The organism is Actinospongiicola halichondriae (genome assembly GCF_049103745.1).
Lineage (GTDB): Bacteria > Actinomycetota > Acidimicrobiia > Acidimicrobiales > Salinilacustritrichaceae > Salinilacustrithrix > Salinilacustrithrix halichondriae.
Genome location: NZ_CP171622.1, coordinates 1,702,578 through 1,718,474 on the forward strand (window position 1 = coordinate 1,702,578; position 15,897 = coordinate 1,718,474).

A 15,897-nucleotide genomic window follows, 5' to 3' on the forward strand; every position below is an offset into this window, starting at 1 on the left:
GGGTGAGGGAGGTGCTCCTACGATGCCGGCGTGGAACTCGACGAGGTCAAGGAACGCGTAGCGGACGACATCGACCGGCGAGCCGACCGTCTGCTGGAGATCTCGCACGCCATCCATGACAAGCCCGAACTCAACTTCGAGGAACACTTCGCGCACGATCTGCTCTGCGACGAGATCGATGCCGCGGCGCTGGAAGCCGAACGCCATGCGTTCGGCCTCGACACGGCGTTCGTCGCCCGGGCGGGGTCGAAGGGCACCGACGTCGCCGTCTGCCTGGAGTACGACGCACTCCCCGGGATCGGCCACGCGTGCGGACACAACATCATCGCCGCGGCGGGCCTCGGCGCCGGCCTGGCGACCGCTGCGGTGGCCGACGAGTGCGGTGGCCGGCTCTCGATCCTCGGCACGCCCGCCGAGGAGGGGGGCGGAGGCAAGGTGTTCATGATCCGCGCTGGGGCCTTCGAGCAGATCGACGCTGCGGTGATGATCCATCCCGCCGGCGCAGAACTGCGGGACATGACCACGTTGGCGGTCCAGCAGTGTGTGGCGACCTACGACGGCGCCGCAGCCCATGCCGCCGCAGCACCGCACGAAGGCCGCAACGCCCTCGACGCAGCGGTCCTCGGCTACAACGGCGTGGCCGCTCTTCGCCAGCACATCCTCCCGTCCGAGCGGATCCACGGCGTGTTCACCGACGGAGGCGACAAGCCCAACATCGTTCCGGCACGGGCCCAGACGCACTGGTTCGTGCGGTCGCCGAGCGCTGCCGGCCTCGACTCGCTCAAGGAGCGGGTGGTCGCGTGCCTGAGAGCCGGGGCTACCGCGACCGGGTGCGAGGTGTCGATCGAATGGGTCGACCCGCCCTACGCGGACATGGTGGGGATCGGGACCCTCAACGACCTCTACGCCGCCAATGCCGCTCGCCTCGACCGGACCGTCCTCGATCCGGCGATGGCCGCCGACGCCGGCGTCGCCCCGGTGGTGGGTTCGACCGACATGGGGGACGTCTCCTACGTGGTCCCGTCGATCCACCCGATGATCCAGGCGGCCCCAGACGGCACGCCGATCCACACGCCGGCGTTCGCCGCGGCGGCCTGTGGACCCATGGGCGACCGCGCAGTGATCGACGGCGCCAAGATCCTCGCCTGGACCGTCGTCGACCTGTGGCTGGTCCCTGGGGCGATCGACGCCGCCCGGAGCGAGTTCGAAGCGCGACTCTCGCGCTGAACCGCGGCACATCAGGGCGTCGCAGCCCAGCGATCACGGGCCTCGCGACCGGTCACCGGTCGGAACCCCGCCAGGTCCTACCATCGCGGCGTGGCCGTCTACATCGGTGAAGATTTCACGAGCGACGAGGAGGACATCCTCCGCCGTTACTTCACCAACCTCGATGGACCGGTGTTCGCGCTGGTCAACCTCCCCGAGGTCGTGAAGGGGGCACTGTTCGCCCGCTACTCGCGCTCGCCGAAGTCGCTCCGGCGCCTGTTCCTCGACGAGTTCGTCGGAGATCTCGACATCACCGGCGACCTGTCGGTCGACGCCACCATCGGCCTCGAACGGGCCGAACAGCTCTACCAGCGCGTGTTCCTCGAGTACGGCGACGACTCCGTGGCCCAGCTCGGCGGCGTCCACCTCGCCTGCGAACAGGCGTCGAACATCCTCACCAAGATCCTCGAATGGGGACGCCTGGCCGCCTACCTCGAGCAGTCGACCCGCTACATCGCCTACGACTCGCGCCTGGGTGGCCGCTACCGGTACTACCGGGACCCCGAGGTCCTGACGTCGCCCCTGGGGCTCCGCTACGTCGCGGAGATGGACGGCATGTTCGACGCCTACGCCGAACTCGTGCCGGTCATGCAGGACTTCTTCCGCGAGCAGTTCCCCAAGACCGACGCCGACTCCGACTTCGTGTATCGGCAGGCCATCAAGGCCAAGGCGCTCGACTCCATCCGGGGCATGTTGCCGGCAGCGTCGTTGTCCAACGTCGGGATCTACGGCACCGGGCAGACCTACGAGATGCTGCTCTACCGCATGCGCAGCCATCCGCTGCCCGAGTCCCGTGCCTACGCCGACCTCATGTTGACCGAGCTCCGCAAGGTCATCCCGTCGTTCCTGCGCCGAGTCGACCTGCCCGACCGCGGCGAGGTCTGGCGCGACTACTTCGAGGACCGCGAGACGGCCATGGGGTCGATCGCCACCAAGCTCTTCCGTGGCGTCGAGCCCGAGGACGTCCCCGAGGTGACGCTCGTCGACTTCGATCCCGACGCCGAGATCAAGGCCGTCGCGTCGATGCTCTACGCCTACACCGACCTGCCCGAGACCCAACTCGAGACCCGGGTTCGGGCGATGTCGGTCGAGGATCGCATCGCCGTGATCCGTGCCTACGAGGGTGATCGCAAGAACCGTCGTCACAAGCCCGGTCGAGCACTCGAGCGGCCCCAGTACCGCTTCGATGTCCTCGCCGACTACGGCGCGTTCCGCGACCTGCAGCGTCATCGCATGCTCACGCTGGAGTGGCAGAAGCTGACCACGCGGCACGGCTACGTCCGGCCGCCCGCCGTCGACGCCGCCGGTCAGGCCGAGGCATTCGACGAGGCGCTCGAACGATCGGCCGACCTCCACGACGACCTCCTCGACGACTTCCCCGAGCAGGCCAGCTACGCGGTCTCGCTCGCCTACAAGGTGCGCTTCTACATGCACGTCAACGCCCGGGCAGCGACGCACATGCTCGAGCTCCGCTCGGGTCCCCAGGGACATCCCGCCTATCGCCGAGTCGCTCAGGAGATGCACCGCCTCATCGCCGAGAAGGCGGGACATCGTGCGATCGCCGAGGGCATGCGGTTCGTCGACCACTCGGCCGAGCCGGCGCTCGAGCGACTCGACGCCGAGCGGGCGGCCGAGCAGCGGCGCTCGGTCCAGCAGCCCTGATCACCCCTCGATGACCGGAGCGATCGTCCTCGAGGGCGGCCGGGTCCTGACCGAAGGCACGTGGACGGACCGCGACGTCGCGATCGTCGACGGGCGCATCGTCGACGAGGCACCGTCCGAGTCGGAGTCCATCGATGTCCGCGGTCTCCTCGTCGCGCCCGGCCTCGTCGACCTGCAGTGCAACGGTGCCGTCGGCATCGACCTCCGGAACGAGCCAGAACGTCTGTGGGATCTGGCCGCCGCCCTGCCACGTTGGGGCGTCACCTCCTGGCTGCCCACGATCGTGACCTCGACCCCCGACGTCATCGAACGCGCCAACGCCACGCTCACGAAGGGCCCGCCACCGGGTTGGCGTGGGGCGACCCCGCTCGGGCTCCATCTCGAAGGGCCGTTCCTCTCGCCTCGGGCCGCGGGTGCGCATCCGATCGACCTGCTCCGCCTCCCGACGGTGGACGCCGTCGACGGGTGGTCCGCGGCGACGGGAATGGCCATGGTGACCTTGGCGCCCGAACTCGAACGGGGCGCTCGACGTCATTCGCCACCTCACCGGGCGCGGTGTCGTCGTCGCCGTCGGCCACAGCCAGGCGACGGCGGACGAGGTCGACCGAGCGGTCACCGCCGGTGCTTCGTCGGTGACGCACCTGTTCAACGCCATGTCGCCGTTGCATCACCGGGAGCCCGGCGTGGCGGGGCGTGCACTGAGCGACGAGCGACTCGACGTCGGGCTCATCGTCGACGGGATCCACGTGGACCCGTCGGTCGTCGCTGTCGCCGAGCGGGCGCTGGGGGAGCGCCTGGTGCTCGTCAGCGACGCGGTGGCGCTCCTGGGAGTCGACGGCGTCGACACCAGTCGAGGCGTCCGCCTCCCCGATGGCACCCTCGCCGGCAGCGTGCTGCCACTCGTGTCCGCCGTCGCCAACCTCGTCGCGTTCTCCGACTGTTCGCCCGAGCGTGCGCTCCACGCGGCCAGCACACGACCCGCCGAGGTCCTCCACGATCGCGATCGGGGCACGTTGGCCTCCGGCGCACGTGCCGACCTCGTCGTCCTCACCCCCGATCTGGACCTCCGGACGACGATCGTCGGAGGCGCGGTGCTCCACCACGCTGTCTGAATGGGGGAGTTGGGGCTGTTGGGGAAATTGGGGGTTGAGTTCCTCCAGAGGGCTCGGTACCGTGCCGTCGCAACCGAGCGGGCGGAGCCGCAGGAGGCATGTTCATCCGCGTCCCCCTTCGTCCCCGAGACCTGATCGCTGTCGTCGCTCTGAGTGCATTCGCACTCGCCGCGTCCGGTACGCACACGGTTCGATCCGGCGAGACCCTCAGCGACATCGCAGCGAAGCACGGCACGTCTGTGCGCGCCATCGTCGAGGCCAACGGGATCAGCAATCCGAATCTCATCGTGGCCGGCCGGTCACTCGAGATTCCGACCGCAGGGGGAGGCTCGTCCTCCGGCACCACCTACACGGTCGAGAAGGGCGACACGCTCGGAGCGATCGCCCGGAAGTTCAACACCTCGGTGTCGGCGCTGGTGACGGCCAACGGGATCACAAACCCGAACGTCATCCAGGCCGGCAAGAAGCTGACCATCTCGGGCGGCGGGTCGTCCGGCGGCACCCCCTCGTCGTCCTCGGGCTCCACCTCGTCGGGCAAACAGCTCGCCGGTCAACGCCACCTGGTCCAGTCCGGCGACACGATCGCCGGCATCGCCCGCAAGTACGGGATCTCCCAGGCCGACTTCATCCGCTGGAACGGCCTGCAGGACGGCAAGATCTACGCGTCGACCCGGCTCCTCCTGTTCGATCCCGGCACCCTCCCCGGCACGGGCTCGACCGCGGCACAGAGCCACACCGTGAAGAACGGCGAGAACCTGGGCAGCATCGCCCGGCGCTACGGCACGTCGGCATCGGCGATCGCCAAGGCCTCGGGCCTCAGCGACGTGAACCACATCTACGTCGGGCAGAAGCTCACGATCCCCGGCAGCAGTGGGAGCGCGGGCGCTCGCTGCCCGGTCCCCGGCGCCAAGTTCATCAACGGTTGGGGCTTCGCTCGCAGCGGCGGACGTTCCCACGCGGGAATCGACCTGTTCGCTCCCACCGGCACGCCGGTCTACGCCCCGGCGAGTGGCTGGGTCGACATCGCGACCGGATCGATCGGCGGCCACCAGTTCCGACTGACCGACGCCAACGGCACGCTCTGGTTCGGCAGCCACATGTCGAAGTTCGGCAAGACCGGCCAGGTCAAGGCCGGCGACGTCATCGGCTACGTGGGCGACACGGGCAATGCCAAGGGCAGCAGTCCTCACCTGCACTTCGAGGTCCATCCGCAGGGCCAGGCGGTCAACCCGTACCCGTTCCTGCGCGCCGCCTGCTGACCCGGGTCGGAAGTTACCGGTCAGTACGTCCGGATTCCCCCGGTTTGGGGGTCCTTGGCACGCCTACCCGGGTTGCCCTACGGTGGCCGCTCGTTGGTGTCATCGGTCACTAGGGGACCCGCACCTTCGCGACGAAGTATCCGGCCGATGGACGAACACGACGAGGGACATTGATGGACGCGGCGATCTCGCTACGCAACGTGTCGAAGAGCTTCGGCTCGCACACGGTGCTCAAGGACGTGTCGTTCGACATCCCCCGCGGCAAGATCTCGGCGGTCATGGGGCCGTCGGGCACCGGCAAGTCGGTGCTGCTCAAGAACGTGATCGGCCTGCTCCGTCCCGACGGGGGCGAGATCTGGGTCGACGGTGAAGAGACCGTCGGCATGGGCGAGAAGGATCTCTACCGGATCCGCCGCAAGTTCGGGGTGCTCTTCCAGGACGGGGCGCTGTTCGGCTCGATGAACATGTTCGACAACATCGCCTTCCCGCTCCGTGAGCACACGAAGAAGACCGAGAAGGAGATCCGCGAGATCACCCTCGAGAAGGCCAGCCTCGTCGGCATGCTCGACCACATGAAGAAGTACCCCGGCGAGGTGTCGGGCGGCATGAAGAAGCGTGCCGGACTCGCCCGGGCCCTCTCCATGGACCCGGAGATCATCCTCTTCGACGAGCCGGACTCCGGCCTCGACCCGGTTCGTGTCTCGTACCTCGACGAGCTGGTCAAGAAGATCCAGGAGGAGACGGGCGCCACCTTCCTGATCATCACGCACAACATCGCCTCGGTCATGCGCACGTCCGACTACATCGCCGTGCTCTACCAGGCCGGTCTGGTGAAGTTCGCCTCCAAGGAGGAGATGCGGACCACCGACAACGAGCTGATCCGCCAGTTCCTCGCCGGCCGGGCCATGGGCCCCATCGGCATGGACGAACTCGCCGAGGAGCGGACCGAGATCGAGAAGGAACTCATGGGCCGGGAGCGGGCACGTATCGAAGCCGCCGGGCGCGACGTCAACGACTACGGCGTGATGACGGTCTGATCGTGACGCAGTCGATCTCGACACCGATCCGAGGGTTCGCCCCGTGATCGGCAAGGCACAGTTCGTCGTCCGCGAGACGGGCAACATGTTCGCGATCTCGCTCGAGGGCTTCCGTCGCACCTGGGACATCAAGTCCTGGTGGCGCGAGTACATCAGCCAGTGCTGGTTCATCGCCAAGGTCTGCTCGATCCCGGTCGTGCTCATCTCGATCCCGTTCGGGGCCGTGATCGCCCTCCACGTGGGCACCTTCTCCCGCCAGCTCGGGGCCGAGTCGACCACCGGTGCGGCGATGGTCCTCGCCATCGTCCGAGAAGCCGCCCCGATCGCCACGGCGTTGCTGATCGCGGGCGCCGGGGGATCGGCCATGACCGCCGACCTCGGGTCCCGCAAGATCCGAGACGAACTCGCGGCCATGGAGGTCATGGCGATCAACCCGGTGCACCGCCTCGTCACCCCGCGGCTGTGGGCCGCGGCCACCGTGGGCCTCTTCATGGTGTCGCTGGTGTCGGTCGCCGGCATCTCGGGCGGCTACTTCTTCAACGTCGTCATCCAGAAGGTCACCCCCGGGGCCTACTTCCAGGGCTTCACCTCCCTGGTGCAGTTGCCCGACCTCTACTCGTCCCTGTTCAAGGCCGTCATCTTCGGGTTCATCGCCGCCACGGTGTCCTGTTACAAGGGCATCTACGCCAAGGGCGGCCCGAAGGGCGTCGGCGACGCCGTGAACCAGGGCGTCGTCATCTCCTTCATCCTCATCTTCTTCTCGAACCTGATCATGACCTCGCTCTACTTCGCCCTCGTGCCCCCGAAGCTGTGATCCGCCGATGACCGCCGTACAACGACTCACCAAGCCCTTCTCGAGCGTCGGGACCTCCCTGGGCAACGGCCTCGAGGACGCCGGGAAGCAGATCAGCTTCTACTTCCAGGTCCTGTGGGACGTGCTCACCCACAACATCCTCCGCCTCAAGTACAAGAACGTGGTCTTCAGCCTCGTCTCCGACATCACCGTCGGTGCCGGTGCACTGATCGTCGGCGCCGGCATGGTGTTCGTGATCTTCTCCATGTCGTTCTTCACCGGAGCGAACGTGGGGCTCCAGGGCTACGCCGGCCTCGAGCAGATCGGCGCCGAGGCGTTCACCGGCCTGATCGGCAGCTTCGCCAACACCCGCGAGGTCACGCCACTGATCGCCGGTGTCGCGTTCGCCGCCCAGGTGGGTGCCGGATTCACCGCCGAACTCGGAGCGATGCGGATCTCCGAGGAGATCGATGCGCTCGAGGTCATGTCGGTCCGACCGATGACCTACCTCGTCGGCACCCGGGTGCTCGCCGCGCTGGTCGCGATCATCCCGCTCTACCTCATCAGCCTCTTCGCCAGCTTCTTCGCCACCAAGTTGGTGACGACCGAGTTCTTCGGCCTCTCGCCCGGTGTCTACGACTACTACTTCCGGCTCTACCTGCCGCCCATCGACATCCTGTTCAGCCTGATCAAGGCCGCCGTCTTCGCCGTGATCGTGGCCCTCATCCACTGCTACTACGGCTTCTACGCCTCCGGCGGCCCCGCCGGCGTGGGTGTCGCGGTGGGTCGGGCGATCCGCCTGTCGATCGTGGCCGTGGTCGTCTTCAACCTCGTGCTGTCGCTCATCTTCTGGGGTGGCGGCAACACCGTGAGTCTGACGGGATAGCAGATGGCGATCTCCACCGAACGCAACCGCAACATGATCTCCGGTGCCATCGGCATGGTGATCCTGCTCGCGCTCATCTCGGTCGGCATCAAGGCGTCGTTCGGCGCGTTCGACGGCGGCTACCGGATCCAGGGTTCCTTCGCCGCCGCCGGTCAGGGACTCCTCGCCGGCAGCGACGTGAAGGTGCGCGGCGTCAACATCGGTGAGGTCTCCAAGATCGAACTGGTCGACAACCGGGCGCTCGTCACCATGCGGATCAACGACGGCCGCGACATCCCCGTCGACGCCCAGGCGGTCATCCGGCCCAAGACCCTCTTCGGCGAGAAGTTCGTCGACGTGATCCCCGGCGACAGTGAGCTCTCCGGGCCCTATCTCGAGACGGCGGCGTCGGACGACTGCCCGACGGAGCTTCCCTGCATCACCGACACCCTCGGCGGGTTCGAGCTCGAGCGGGTCCTCGCCGACACCTATCCCGTCCTGAAGGCCATCGACCCGGCCGAGCTGGCCTTGATCCTCGATGAACTCGCCAACGCCGGCGACGGCCTGGGCGGCACGGTGAACCGCTCGATCGTCAACAGCGCCACGCTGTCGGAACTGGCGGCCAGCAACGACGCCGAGTTCCGCCAGTTCACCTCGGATCTGGCATTGCTCTCCGAGACGCTCGACGAGGTCGCCCCCGACCTCCTGCGTGGCGCCAGGGACCTCAACGTCGCACTCCCGTCGCTCAACGCTCGCGGCGACGAACTCAACACGGCGCTGGTCCAGCTGGGCCGCCTCTCCGGCGACCTCGCCGACCTGCTCGAGAACAACGTCGAGTTCACGACCAACGCGCTGACCAACGGATCGAAGAGCCTCGACCTGCTGTTCAACAAGCGCAACAAGATCCAGCCGCTGCTGCTCGGCCTCGAGCAGTACACCAGCACCTTGGCCGAGGCCATCCGCATCGAGGCCGAGGACGGTTCCATGATGGCCGCAGTCAAGAACCTCGTCAGCGTGTCCGAGATCCTCGCCGGCGCACTACCCGCTGAGGCAGCGGCCGCCGAGAGTCCGGCGCCGGCAGCGAGCACTCCCGCTCCGCTCGCCCCGCTCGACGAACTGCAGTCGGTGACCACGAAGTCGACGAGTGGCCTGCTCGATCTCCTGCTCGGAGGCGGCCGATGACCCGCACCGCGATCAAGTTCGGCATGTTCGTCGCGCTGTGCATGGTCTTCCTCGTGTACCTGGCGTCGACCATCGGCAACACCACGGCGTTGGGCCTCATCGGCCAGGGCCCCGACACGTACTCGGTCTCGGCCACGTTCGACGACGTGAGCGGCCTGCTCCTCGGCGACAACGTCAAGGTCGCGGGCGTGCCCATCGGCAAGGTCACCGACATCACGGTCGAGTCGGGTCGGGCCAACGTGAAGATGCAGATCGACGCCGACCGGAAGGTCCCGGCCGACTCGAGCGCCACCATCCGATGGCGCAACCTCATCGGCCAGCGCTACGTGTACCTCGTTCCCGGCGATGCACCGGCGGCCCTCGCCGACGGCGACGTCATCGAGGACACGACCAACGTGATCGACCTCGGCGAACTGTTCAACCGCCTCGGTCCGATCGTGGCCACCATCGACTCCAACCAGGTCAACGACTTCCTCGACACCGTGACCACGGCGCTCGAGGGCAACGAGATGAGCGTCAGCGAAGCACTCGACGACCTGGCCTTCGTCGTCCAGGGCCTGGGGGAGCGCGACGCCGCCATCGGCCGCCTCATCGAGAACCTCGAGGTGGTGGCCCGTACGGTCGCCGACCGCGACTCGCAGATCGAGACCATGCTCGACAACCTCGCGGCCCTCTCGCAGACCTTCAGCGACAACACGGCGCTGCTCGAGACCGCGATCCTCGAGATCGGTGCGTTCAACACCGACCTCTCGTCGGTGCTCGCCGCCAACCGCAGCGAGATCGACGGACTGCTGGCCAGCCTCGACGCCACGCTCAACACCGTCGAGGACCAGCTCGGCCCGCTCGACCTGGCGCTCGACCGTCTGGACGAGAACGCCTCGGCGACGTTCCGCAGCTCACGCGACGGCACCTTCCTGAACCAGGCGATCCTGTGTCTGACCGTCCTGCCGCCGCCATGCACGACGCCGACGTATCCCGGCCTCGACGCCCTCCTGGGCGATGTCGTGGGCACCAGCGGGGCCGATCCGGTGGTGTCCGGGTCGTCGAATCCGTCACGGATTCCCCGCCTGCAGGGCTCTGAAGCCGTCACGAGCCTCGTCGGAGGTGGAGCGCGATGAAGTCGTTCCGCGATCGCAATCCCTACCTCGTCGGCATCGTGTCGGTGCTCCTCATCGGCGGCGCCACCGGTTTCGCCTTCATGGTCGGACTGCTCAACCTGCTCGAGAACGCCTACGAGATGGAGGGCGTCTTCAGCGACGCCTCCGGTCTCCGTACGGGCGACGACGTGAAGGTGGCCGGCGTCAAGGTCGGCCGCGTGACCGACATCGAGGTCGACCGGCCGTCCGGCAACGTCCGGGTGTCATGGGTCGTCAATGACGGCATCGAGGTCGGCAGCGACACGGGCGCCGAGATCGCTCTCGCGTCGCTCCTCGGGGCCAAGCACATCCGTCTCATCGACCCCATGGCGGGGGACACGATGATGGACGAGCTCCCGCCGGAGCAGCGGGTCGTGCCGCTCGAACGCACGAAGGTCCCCTTCGACCTCTTCGAGCTGACGCGTGTCGCCACCGAAGGGATCAACGAACTCGAGACCGAGAAGCTCAACGACCTCCTGGTCGACCTCGCCGACATCACCGACGGCAAGGCCGCCACCGTCGAGGACCTCCTGACCGGTATCCGCGAGGTCGGCTCGGCGATCAACGAGCGCGATCAGGAGTTCGCCGACCTGCTCGACCAGGCCGATCGCCTCAGCGCGACACTGGCCGACAAGGACGACGAGATCATCAGCCTCCTCGACACCTCGCAGCAGATCCTCGACCTGATCGTCGAGCGGCGGAACGACCTCGCCATCGTGCTGGGCGAGAGTGCCGACGCCGTCCAGGAGCTCAATCGTGTGATCAGCGCCAACAAGGCACAGATCGACGGCGTCCTCGACTCCCTGAGCCCGACGCTCGACGTCGTGTCGGCGCAACAGGACGACATCGACCGGGCGCTCGCCTGGCTCGGCCCCGGCCTGCTCCAGCAGTCCAAGGGCGGGGCACAGGGCCCGTGGGCCGACATCTTCGTGCGCTCGGTGAGTCCCGACGTCCTGGGCATCCTCAACGACGTCTACACCGACATCCTCGGGCTGGAGGCACCGTGAACCGTCTCCGTCTCCTCGGCCTTGCGCTGATCGTGGCGATCGTCGCCAGCGGCTGCTCCGTGCTCCAGCGCGGGAACACCTACGACGTCGTCGCCTACTTCCCCCGTGCGGTCTCGGTGTACGAGTCCGGTGCGGTGCAGGTCCTCGGCCTCCCCGCCGGCGAGATCACCGATGTCGAGGTGGTCGGCGACCTCGTGAAGGTCACCATGGCCATCGACGACGACGTGCCGGTCCCTGTGGACGTCAAGGCGGCCATCGTTCCCCAGTCGCTCATCGGCGAACGACGGGTGCAGCTGTTCCCACCGTTCCAGGAGGGTGACCAGACCATCAGCGACGGCTACGAGATCGCCGCCGAGGACACGATCATCCCGATCGAGCCCGACGAGGCGCTCGCCGCCCTGAACGACTTCCTCGAGAACCTCGACCCGAACGGTCTCGGTCGCCTCATCGACAACGCCGCCACGGCGCTCGACGGCCAGGGCGAGAACCTCGGATCCGCCCTCGACGAACTGTCCGAGTTGGTCGGCAACATCGAGGAGAACGACGACGACATCATCGCCATCGCCGAACGCTTCGACGACTTCACGGCGACGCTCCTGACCCGCGAAGGCCAGTTGGCGCAGGCGCTCGACGACTTCGCCGTCGTCGCTGACGTGCTCGCCGACGAGCGCGACGACATCGAGCTGCTGGTGTCGAGCCTCGCAGACCTCTCGGGCGACGGTCTCGACCTCGTCTCGGAGCACGCAGTGCGGCTGCGCACCGACGTCGAGATCCTCACCCGTCTCACCCGCTCGATCGACGCGAACCTCGACGGCCTCCAGGACACCCTCGATGCCGGCCCAGCGCTGATCGACGGCTTCATCGGGGCCTACAACCCGCGCCTCAACGCGCTCGATCTCCGCAACAACTTCACCCCGCTCATCGCGGAGGCCCTGGCCCCGGTCTTCGGCGCCGTCGGCATCCCGCTCCCGTGCGTGAGCATCCTCGGCACCCAGTGCCCCGGTGGGGGACTGATCGAACTCGACGACGGGTCCGGCGCGGTCGACGCCGAGCTGACTCGCCCGACGAGCCCGGTCAACGACATCCTCGACGTCCTCGGTGCACCCACCGCTGCACCGGAGACCGCACCGTCCGCGACCGAGCGCGACAAGGACGGCAACATGCTCGCCGACCTCCTCGGCACCTTCCTCGGGGTGGGATCATGAGAACTGCCTCCGTCCGCATCATCGGCCTCCTCGCACTGGCGGTCTTCGCCGGCGCCTGCGCCCTGCCGGGCAACGTCACCGGCTCACGCGAGATCACGGCCATGTTCGACGACGTCGGCGACCTCGTGACCGGCCACAGCGTGCAGGTGGCCGACGTCCGGATCGGGTCGGTGACCGACATCGAACTGACCGAGGACTACCGAGCCAAGGTCACCATGTCGATCAAGGACGACGTGTTCGTCCCGGTCGAGTCGCGGGCCCTGCTGCGCACGACATCGCTGCTGGGCGAGAAGTTCATCGAGATCCGTCCGCTCGACGAGGACGACCCGCTGTCGGGAACCGATCTCGTCGACGGTGACGAGCTCACCGAGTCGACCGAAGCTCCCGAGCTCGAGTTCGTCACCGAACGAGCGGTCGAGATCCTCGGCTCCGTCGTGGCCAGCGACGTGGCCACGCTGGTCGAGACCGGCTCGCTCAGCTTCGCCGACCGCGGCCCCGAGCTGCGCTCGCTGGTCGAGAACCTCTCGACCATCTCCGGCACGCTGGCCGACCAGACCGACGAACTCGTCCGCATCATCGATTCGCTCGACGGCGCCACGGCGACGCTCGCCGGCGGCGCATCGGACATCGACGCCCTGCTCGTCAACCTGGCGGAGACCACAGGCGTCCTCGCCGACAACCGGGACGAGGCCATCGACGCGATCCGAGAGCTGACGCGACTCGCGCAGATCCAGAACGACACGGTCTTCGAGCCCTACCTCGACGTCGTCGACACGCAGATCAAGCAGCTCGACGCGATCCTGGGCGAGATCGATCGCGACCAGCAACAGGTCGCCGACACGCTCTTCTGGATCGCCCAGTTCGCCGACAAGCTCCCGCAGGCCGTTCCGGGCGACTTCGCCCAGGTCTACGGCCTCCTCGAAGTGGCGGATCTCTGACATGAGCAGACGCGTCCTCATCAACCTCGTCGCCTTCCTCGGCGTGTTCTTCCTCATGCTGTGGTGGGCGATCAACAACATCATCAACCCCACCCAGCTGCCTCTCATCGGTGGTGCGTCGTTCTTCGACCAGCCCTACGAGCTCCACGGCGAGTTCGCGGCGACTGCTGGTGTGACCGAGAACTCCGAGGTCGCCTACCTCGGCGTGAACTACGGCGCGGTGTCGGCGGTCGACATCGTCGACGGCGAGGTCATCGTCACCATGGAGATCGACTCGGGCAAGGAGATCCCTGCAGGGTCGACAGCGCGGATCTTCCGGAAGTCGGCCATCGGCGAGCCCTACGTCGATTTCAACCCTCCCGAGGACTTCACCGAGGGCGGCCCGACGCTGCAGCCGGGCGACGTCATCCCGATGGAGCGGACCACGGTCCCGCTCGAGTTCTCGGAGCTCCTGCGGACGGCATCGACGGTCTTGGCATCGGTCGACCCCGATCAGACCCGCATCCTGATCCACGAGCTCGCGGTGGCACTGAAGGGCCGTTCCGACTCGCTCCGCGACCTCACGGTCAGCTCGGACGCCTTGCTCCAGACCTTCGTCGACAAGGCCGACCTGCTCGATTCGCTCAGTGCGAACAGCACCCGGCTGACCCGTACGGTCACCGAGAAGCGTGGCTCGTTCTCCGCAGCGATCTCCGATCTCGCCGACGTCGCAGAGACGCTCCGGACCATCGAGCCGGACACCAACATCCTCCTCGACCGGGGGACCGCCCTGCTCGGTCAGACCGCTGACCTGGTCAGCGACATCAAGCAGAACGCCGACTGCATCCTCTCGGATCTCGACGACGTCATCGACCTGACGACCACGGACGCCAACCTCGCCAACCTCGAGCACGTGCTCGACTTCGCCGACGTGGGCCTGGGCTACGTGTTCATGACCCGCGACAGCGAGCCCGGCGGCGTGTGGGTCCGTGTGCACCTGATCGTCAACACCGAGAACCCGGCGACGCAGTACATCCCGCCGACGAACCTGCCGGCCGTCCCCGAAGTACCTGCGTGCGTCTCCACGCTCTCGTCCGGCAGCGTCCGGTTCGAGTCCGGCAGCAGCGTCGGCGCCGTCGCTGCCGGCTCCAACCTGCCGGCCACCGGCGGTGAGCCCATGTACGCTCTCGTGCTCCTCCTGCTCGGTGCCGGTCTCTTCGGCCTCGTCGCACGGCGTACGGTCGGAACGTGAGCGACGACGACACCGACATCGAAGAACCGTCGGCATCGGGCGCTGCGCCCGGTCGTACGGTCCCCGCAGGAGCATTCGTGGCGGCGGTGCTCGTCGCCGGCGTCCTCGGCATCCTGGCGATCGTGGCGCTGTCGAGCGGAAGCGGTGGCAACGACGCCTCCACCGAGGACGCACGATTCGCAGCGGGCAGGTTCGCCGAACGCTTCCTCACCTTCGAACACGACGCGCTCGACGACTGGAAGGCCGGCGTGTTGTCACTGTCGACCGGAGGGTTCACGAGTGAGGTCGAGAACGTCGAGGAGGGCCTCCGCCGGCTCATCGGCGAATCCGAACTCGACGCGTCGACCCAGGTCACGGAGATCTTCGTCGGCGACATCGACAGCGGAACGGTGTCGGTGGTCCTCACCTATGACCGTGACGTCACCGGGGCGTCCGGCACCCGATCGGAGACCGACCGGTACATGCAGCTCGAGATGAACCAGGTCGACGGCGAGTGGCTCGTCGACAACGTCATCGACATCTCGACCGCCGGTGGCCTCGACGAGCAGCCGGCAGCGAGCCCGGAGAGTTCTGACCCCACAGCGACCACGTCGACGACCTCGGGCGGCTGATCGGATTCATGGATGTGGAATCCCGCGGGTCCGGCGCTAGGTTCCCGCACTCCGGTCACCCCTACGAGGCCGATGTGTCTATGATCCGGCGCGACCGACGGAATCGGTTGGAGAACCATGGCTGACGAAGAAGAAGCGATCGAAGAAGACATCGACGAGGACCTCGAGGACGAGGATCTCGATGATGACGACATCGATGACGACATCGATGACGAGTTCGAGGACGACATCGACGACGTCGACGACGACGCGGTCGCTGACGACGAGGACGATGACGACGAGGACGATGACGCCCCTGCGGCGAAGTCGGCCAAGTCCGACGACGACGATGACGACGAGGAGGAGGCCGACCCCGACGACGTCGAGGCCGACCTCGACGCGATCCTGAAGGATCGCCTCGCCGCCGACGACGAGGACGACGAGGACGACGAAGAGATCGACGTGCAGGCCGCAGGACGCCCGGAGACACCCGGCAAGATCCAGCCACGCCGCTCCGACGAGTTCCTCTGCCAGTCGTGCTTCATCCTCAAGCCCCGGGCCCAGATGGCCGAGGGCGAGACCGATCTCTGTGTTGACTGCGTCTGAGCTGGGAG

The 15,897-nt window shown here is 67.4% G+C and carries 15 protein-coding genes; all 15 read left to right on the forward strand.

Going from position 1 to position 15,897, the window contains the following annotated elements; all coding sequences use genetic code 11:
* The first annotated feature begins 30 nt into the window (after positions 1–30).
* The 15 genes from AB8619_RS08365 (at position 31) to AB8619_RS08435 (ending at position 15,889) form a co-directional block, all read left to right on the forward strand.
* Positions 31–1,227, forward strand: coding sequence for a M20 family metallopeptidase (locus AB8619_RS08365; RefSeq protein WP_436796010.1), 1,197 nt, complete (start codon positions 31–33; stop codon positions 1,225–1,227).
* A gap of 90 nt (positions 1,228–1,317) precedes the next feature.
* Positions 1,318–2,928 carry an FAD-dependent thymidylate synthase gene (locus AB8619_RS08370; protein ID WP_436796011.1) on the forward strand — a complete coding sequence of 537 codons (1,611 nt, stop codon included), beginning with the start codon at positions 1,318–1,320 and terminating at the stop codon, positions 2,926–2,928.
* Positions 2,929–3,461: 533 nt separating this feature from the next.
* Positions 3,462–4,040 (forward strand): amidohydrolase family protein, encoded by a 579-nt coding sequence (locus AB8619_RS08375; RefSeq protein ID WP_436796361.1) that lies wholly within the window; start codon positions 3,462–3,464, stop codon positions 4,038–4,040.
* Positions 4,041–4,138: 98 nt separating this feature from the next.
* On the forward strand, positions 4,139–5,299 hold the full coding sequence (locus tag AB8619_RS08380; RefSeq protein WP_436796012.1) for a LysM peptidoglycan-binding domain-containing protein: 1,161 nt from the start codon (positions 4,139–4,141) through the stop codon (positions 5,297–5,299).
* A gap of 173 nt (positions 5,300–5,472) precedes the next feature.
* The gene (locus AB8619_RS08385; protein WP_436796013.1) at positions 5,473–6,336 is read left to right on the forward strand and encodes an ABC transporter ATP-binding protein; all 864 of its coding nucleotides are present in this window, start codon (positions 5,473–5,475) and stop codon (positions 6,334–6,336) included.
* 43 nt (positions 6,337–6,379) lie between these two features.
* The gene (locus tag AB8619_RS08390) at positions 6,380–7,150 is read left to right on the forward strand and encodes an MlaE family ABC transporter permease (protein WP_436796014.1); all 771 of its coding nucleotides are present in this window, start codon (positions 6,380–6,382) and stop codon (positions 7,148–7,150) included.
* Positions 7,151–7,157: 7 nt separating this feature from the next.
* On the forward strand, positions 7,158–8,015 hold the full coding sequence (locus AB8619_RS08395; RefSeq protein ID WP_436796015.1) for an ABC transporter permease: 858 nt from the start codon (positions 7,158–7,160) through the stop codon (positions 8,013–8,015).
* 3 nt (positions 8,016–8,018) lie between these two features.
* The gene (locus AB8619_RS08400) at positions 8,019–9,176 is read left to right on the forward strand and encodes an MCE family protein (RefSeq protein ID WP_436796016.1); all 1,158 of its coding nucleotides are present in this window, start codon (positions 8,019–8,021) and stop codon (positions 9,174–9,176) included.
* Positions 9,173–10,294: an MCE family protein gene (locus AB8619_RS08405; protein ID WP_436796017.1), complete on the forward strand. Its 1,122-nt coding sequence runs from the start codon at positions 9,173–9,175 to the stop codon at positions 10,292–10,294. The genes AB8619_RS08400 and AB8619_RS08405 overlap by 4 nt, the downstream gene beginning before the upstream one ends.
* Positions 10,291–11,319 (forward strand): MCE family protein, encoded by a 1,029-nt coding sequence (locus AB8619_RS08410; protein WP_436796018.1) that lies wholly within the window; start codon positions 10,291–10,293, stop codon positions 11,317–11,319. The genes AB8619_RS08405 and AB8619_RS08410 overlap by 4 nt, the downstream gene beginning before the upstream one ends.
* Complete coding sequence (locus AB8619_RS08415; protein WP_436796019.1) at positions 11,316–12,524, forward strand: MCE family protein; 1,209 nt, start codon at positions 11,316–11,318, stop codon at positions 12,522–12,524. The genes AB8619_RS08410 and AB8619_RS08415 overlap by 4 nt, the downstream gene beginning before the upstream one ends.
* Entirely contained in the window at positions 12,521–13,462 is a 942-nt protein-coding gene (locus AB8619_RS08420) for an MlaD family protein (RefSeq protein ID WP_436796020.1), read from the forward strand. Before AB8619_RS08415 ends, AB8619_RS08420 begins: the two co-directional genes overlap by 4 nt.
* A gap of 1 nt (position 13,463) precedes the next feature.
* Positions 13,464–14,693, forward strand: coding sequence for an MCE family protein (locus AB8619_RS08425; protein ID WP_436796021.1), 1,230 nt, complete (start codon positions 13,464–13,466; stop codon positions 14,691–14,693).
* The gene (locus AB8619_RS08430; protein WP_436796022.1) at positions 14,690–15,304 is read left to right on the forward strand and encodes a hypothetical protein; all 615 of its coding nucleotides are present in this window, start codon (positions 14,690–14,692) and stop codon (positions 15,302–15,304) included. Before AB8619_RS08425 ends, AB8619_RS08430 begins: the two co-directional genes overlap by 4 nt.
* Before the next feature lie 117 nt (positions 15,305–15,421).
* Complete coding sequence (locus tag AB8619_RS08435) at positions 15,422–15,889, forward strand: DUF4193 family protein (protein WP_436796023.1); 468 nt, start codon at positions 15,422–15,424, stop codon at positions 15,887–15,889.
* Positions 15,890–15,897 lie beyond the last annotated feature (8 nt).

What these genes read in the sequence shown, in the direction of transcription:
- AB8619_RS08400 (WP_436796016.1), top strand. Translation starts at nt 8,019, where the DNA reads ATGGCGATCTCCACCGAACGCAACCGCAACATGATCTCCGGTGCCATC.
- AB8619_RS08385 (WP_436796013.1), top strand. Translation starts at nt 5,473, where the DNA reads ATGGACGCGGCGATCTCGCTACGCAACGTGTCGAAGAGCTTCGGCTCG.
- AB8619_RS08405 (WP_436796017.1), top strand. Translation starts at nt 9,173, where the DNA reads ATGACCCGCACCGCGATCAAGTTCGGCATGTTCGTCGCGCTGTGCATG.
- AB8619_RS08410 (WP_436796018.1), top strand. Translation starts at nt 10,291, where the DNA reads ATGAAGTCGTTCCGCGATCGCAATCCCTACCTCGTCGGCATCGTGTCG.
- AB8619_RS08395 (WP_436796015.1), top strand. Translation starts at nt 7,158, where the DNA reads ATGACCGCCGTACAACGACTCACCAAGCCCTTCTCGAGCGTCGGGACC.
- AB8619_RS08380 (WP_436796012.1), top strand. Translation starts at nt 4,139, where the DNA reads ATGTTCATCCGCGTCCCCCTTCGTCCCCGAGACCTGATCGCTGTCGTC.
- AB8619_RS08435 (WP_436796023.1), top strand. Translation starts at nt 15,422, where the DNA reads ATGGCTGACGAAGAAGAAGCGATCGAAGAAGACATCGACGAGGACCTC.
- AB8619_RS08420 (WP_436796020.1), top strand. Translation starts at nt 12,521, where the DNA reads ATGAGAACTGCCTCCGTCCGCATCATCGGCCTCCTCGCACTGGCGGTC.
- AB8619_RS08425 (WP_436796021.1), top strand. Translation starts at nt 13,464, where the DNA reads ATGAGCAGACGCGTCCTCATCAACCTCGTCGCCTTCCTCGGCGTGTTC.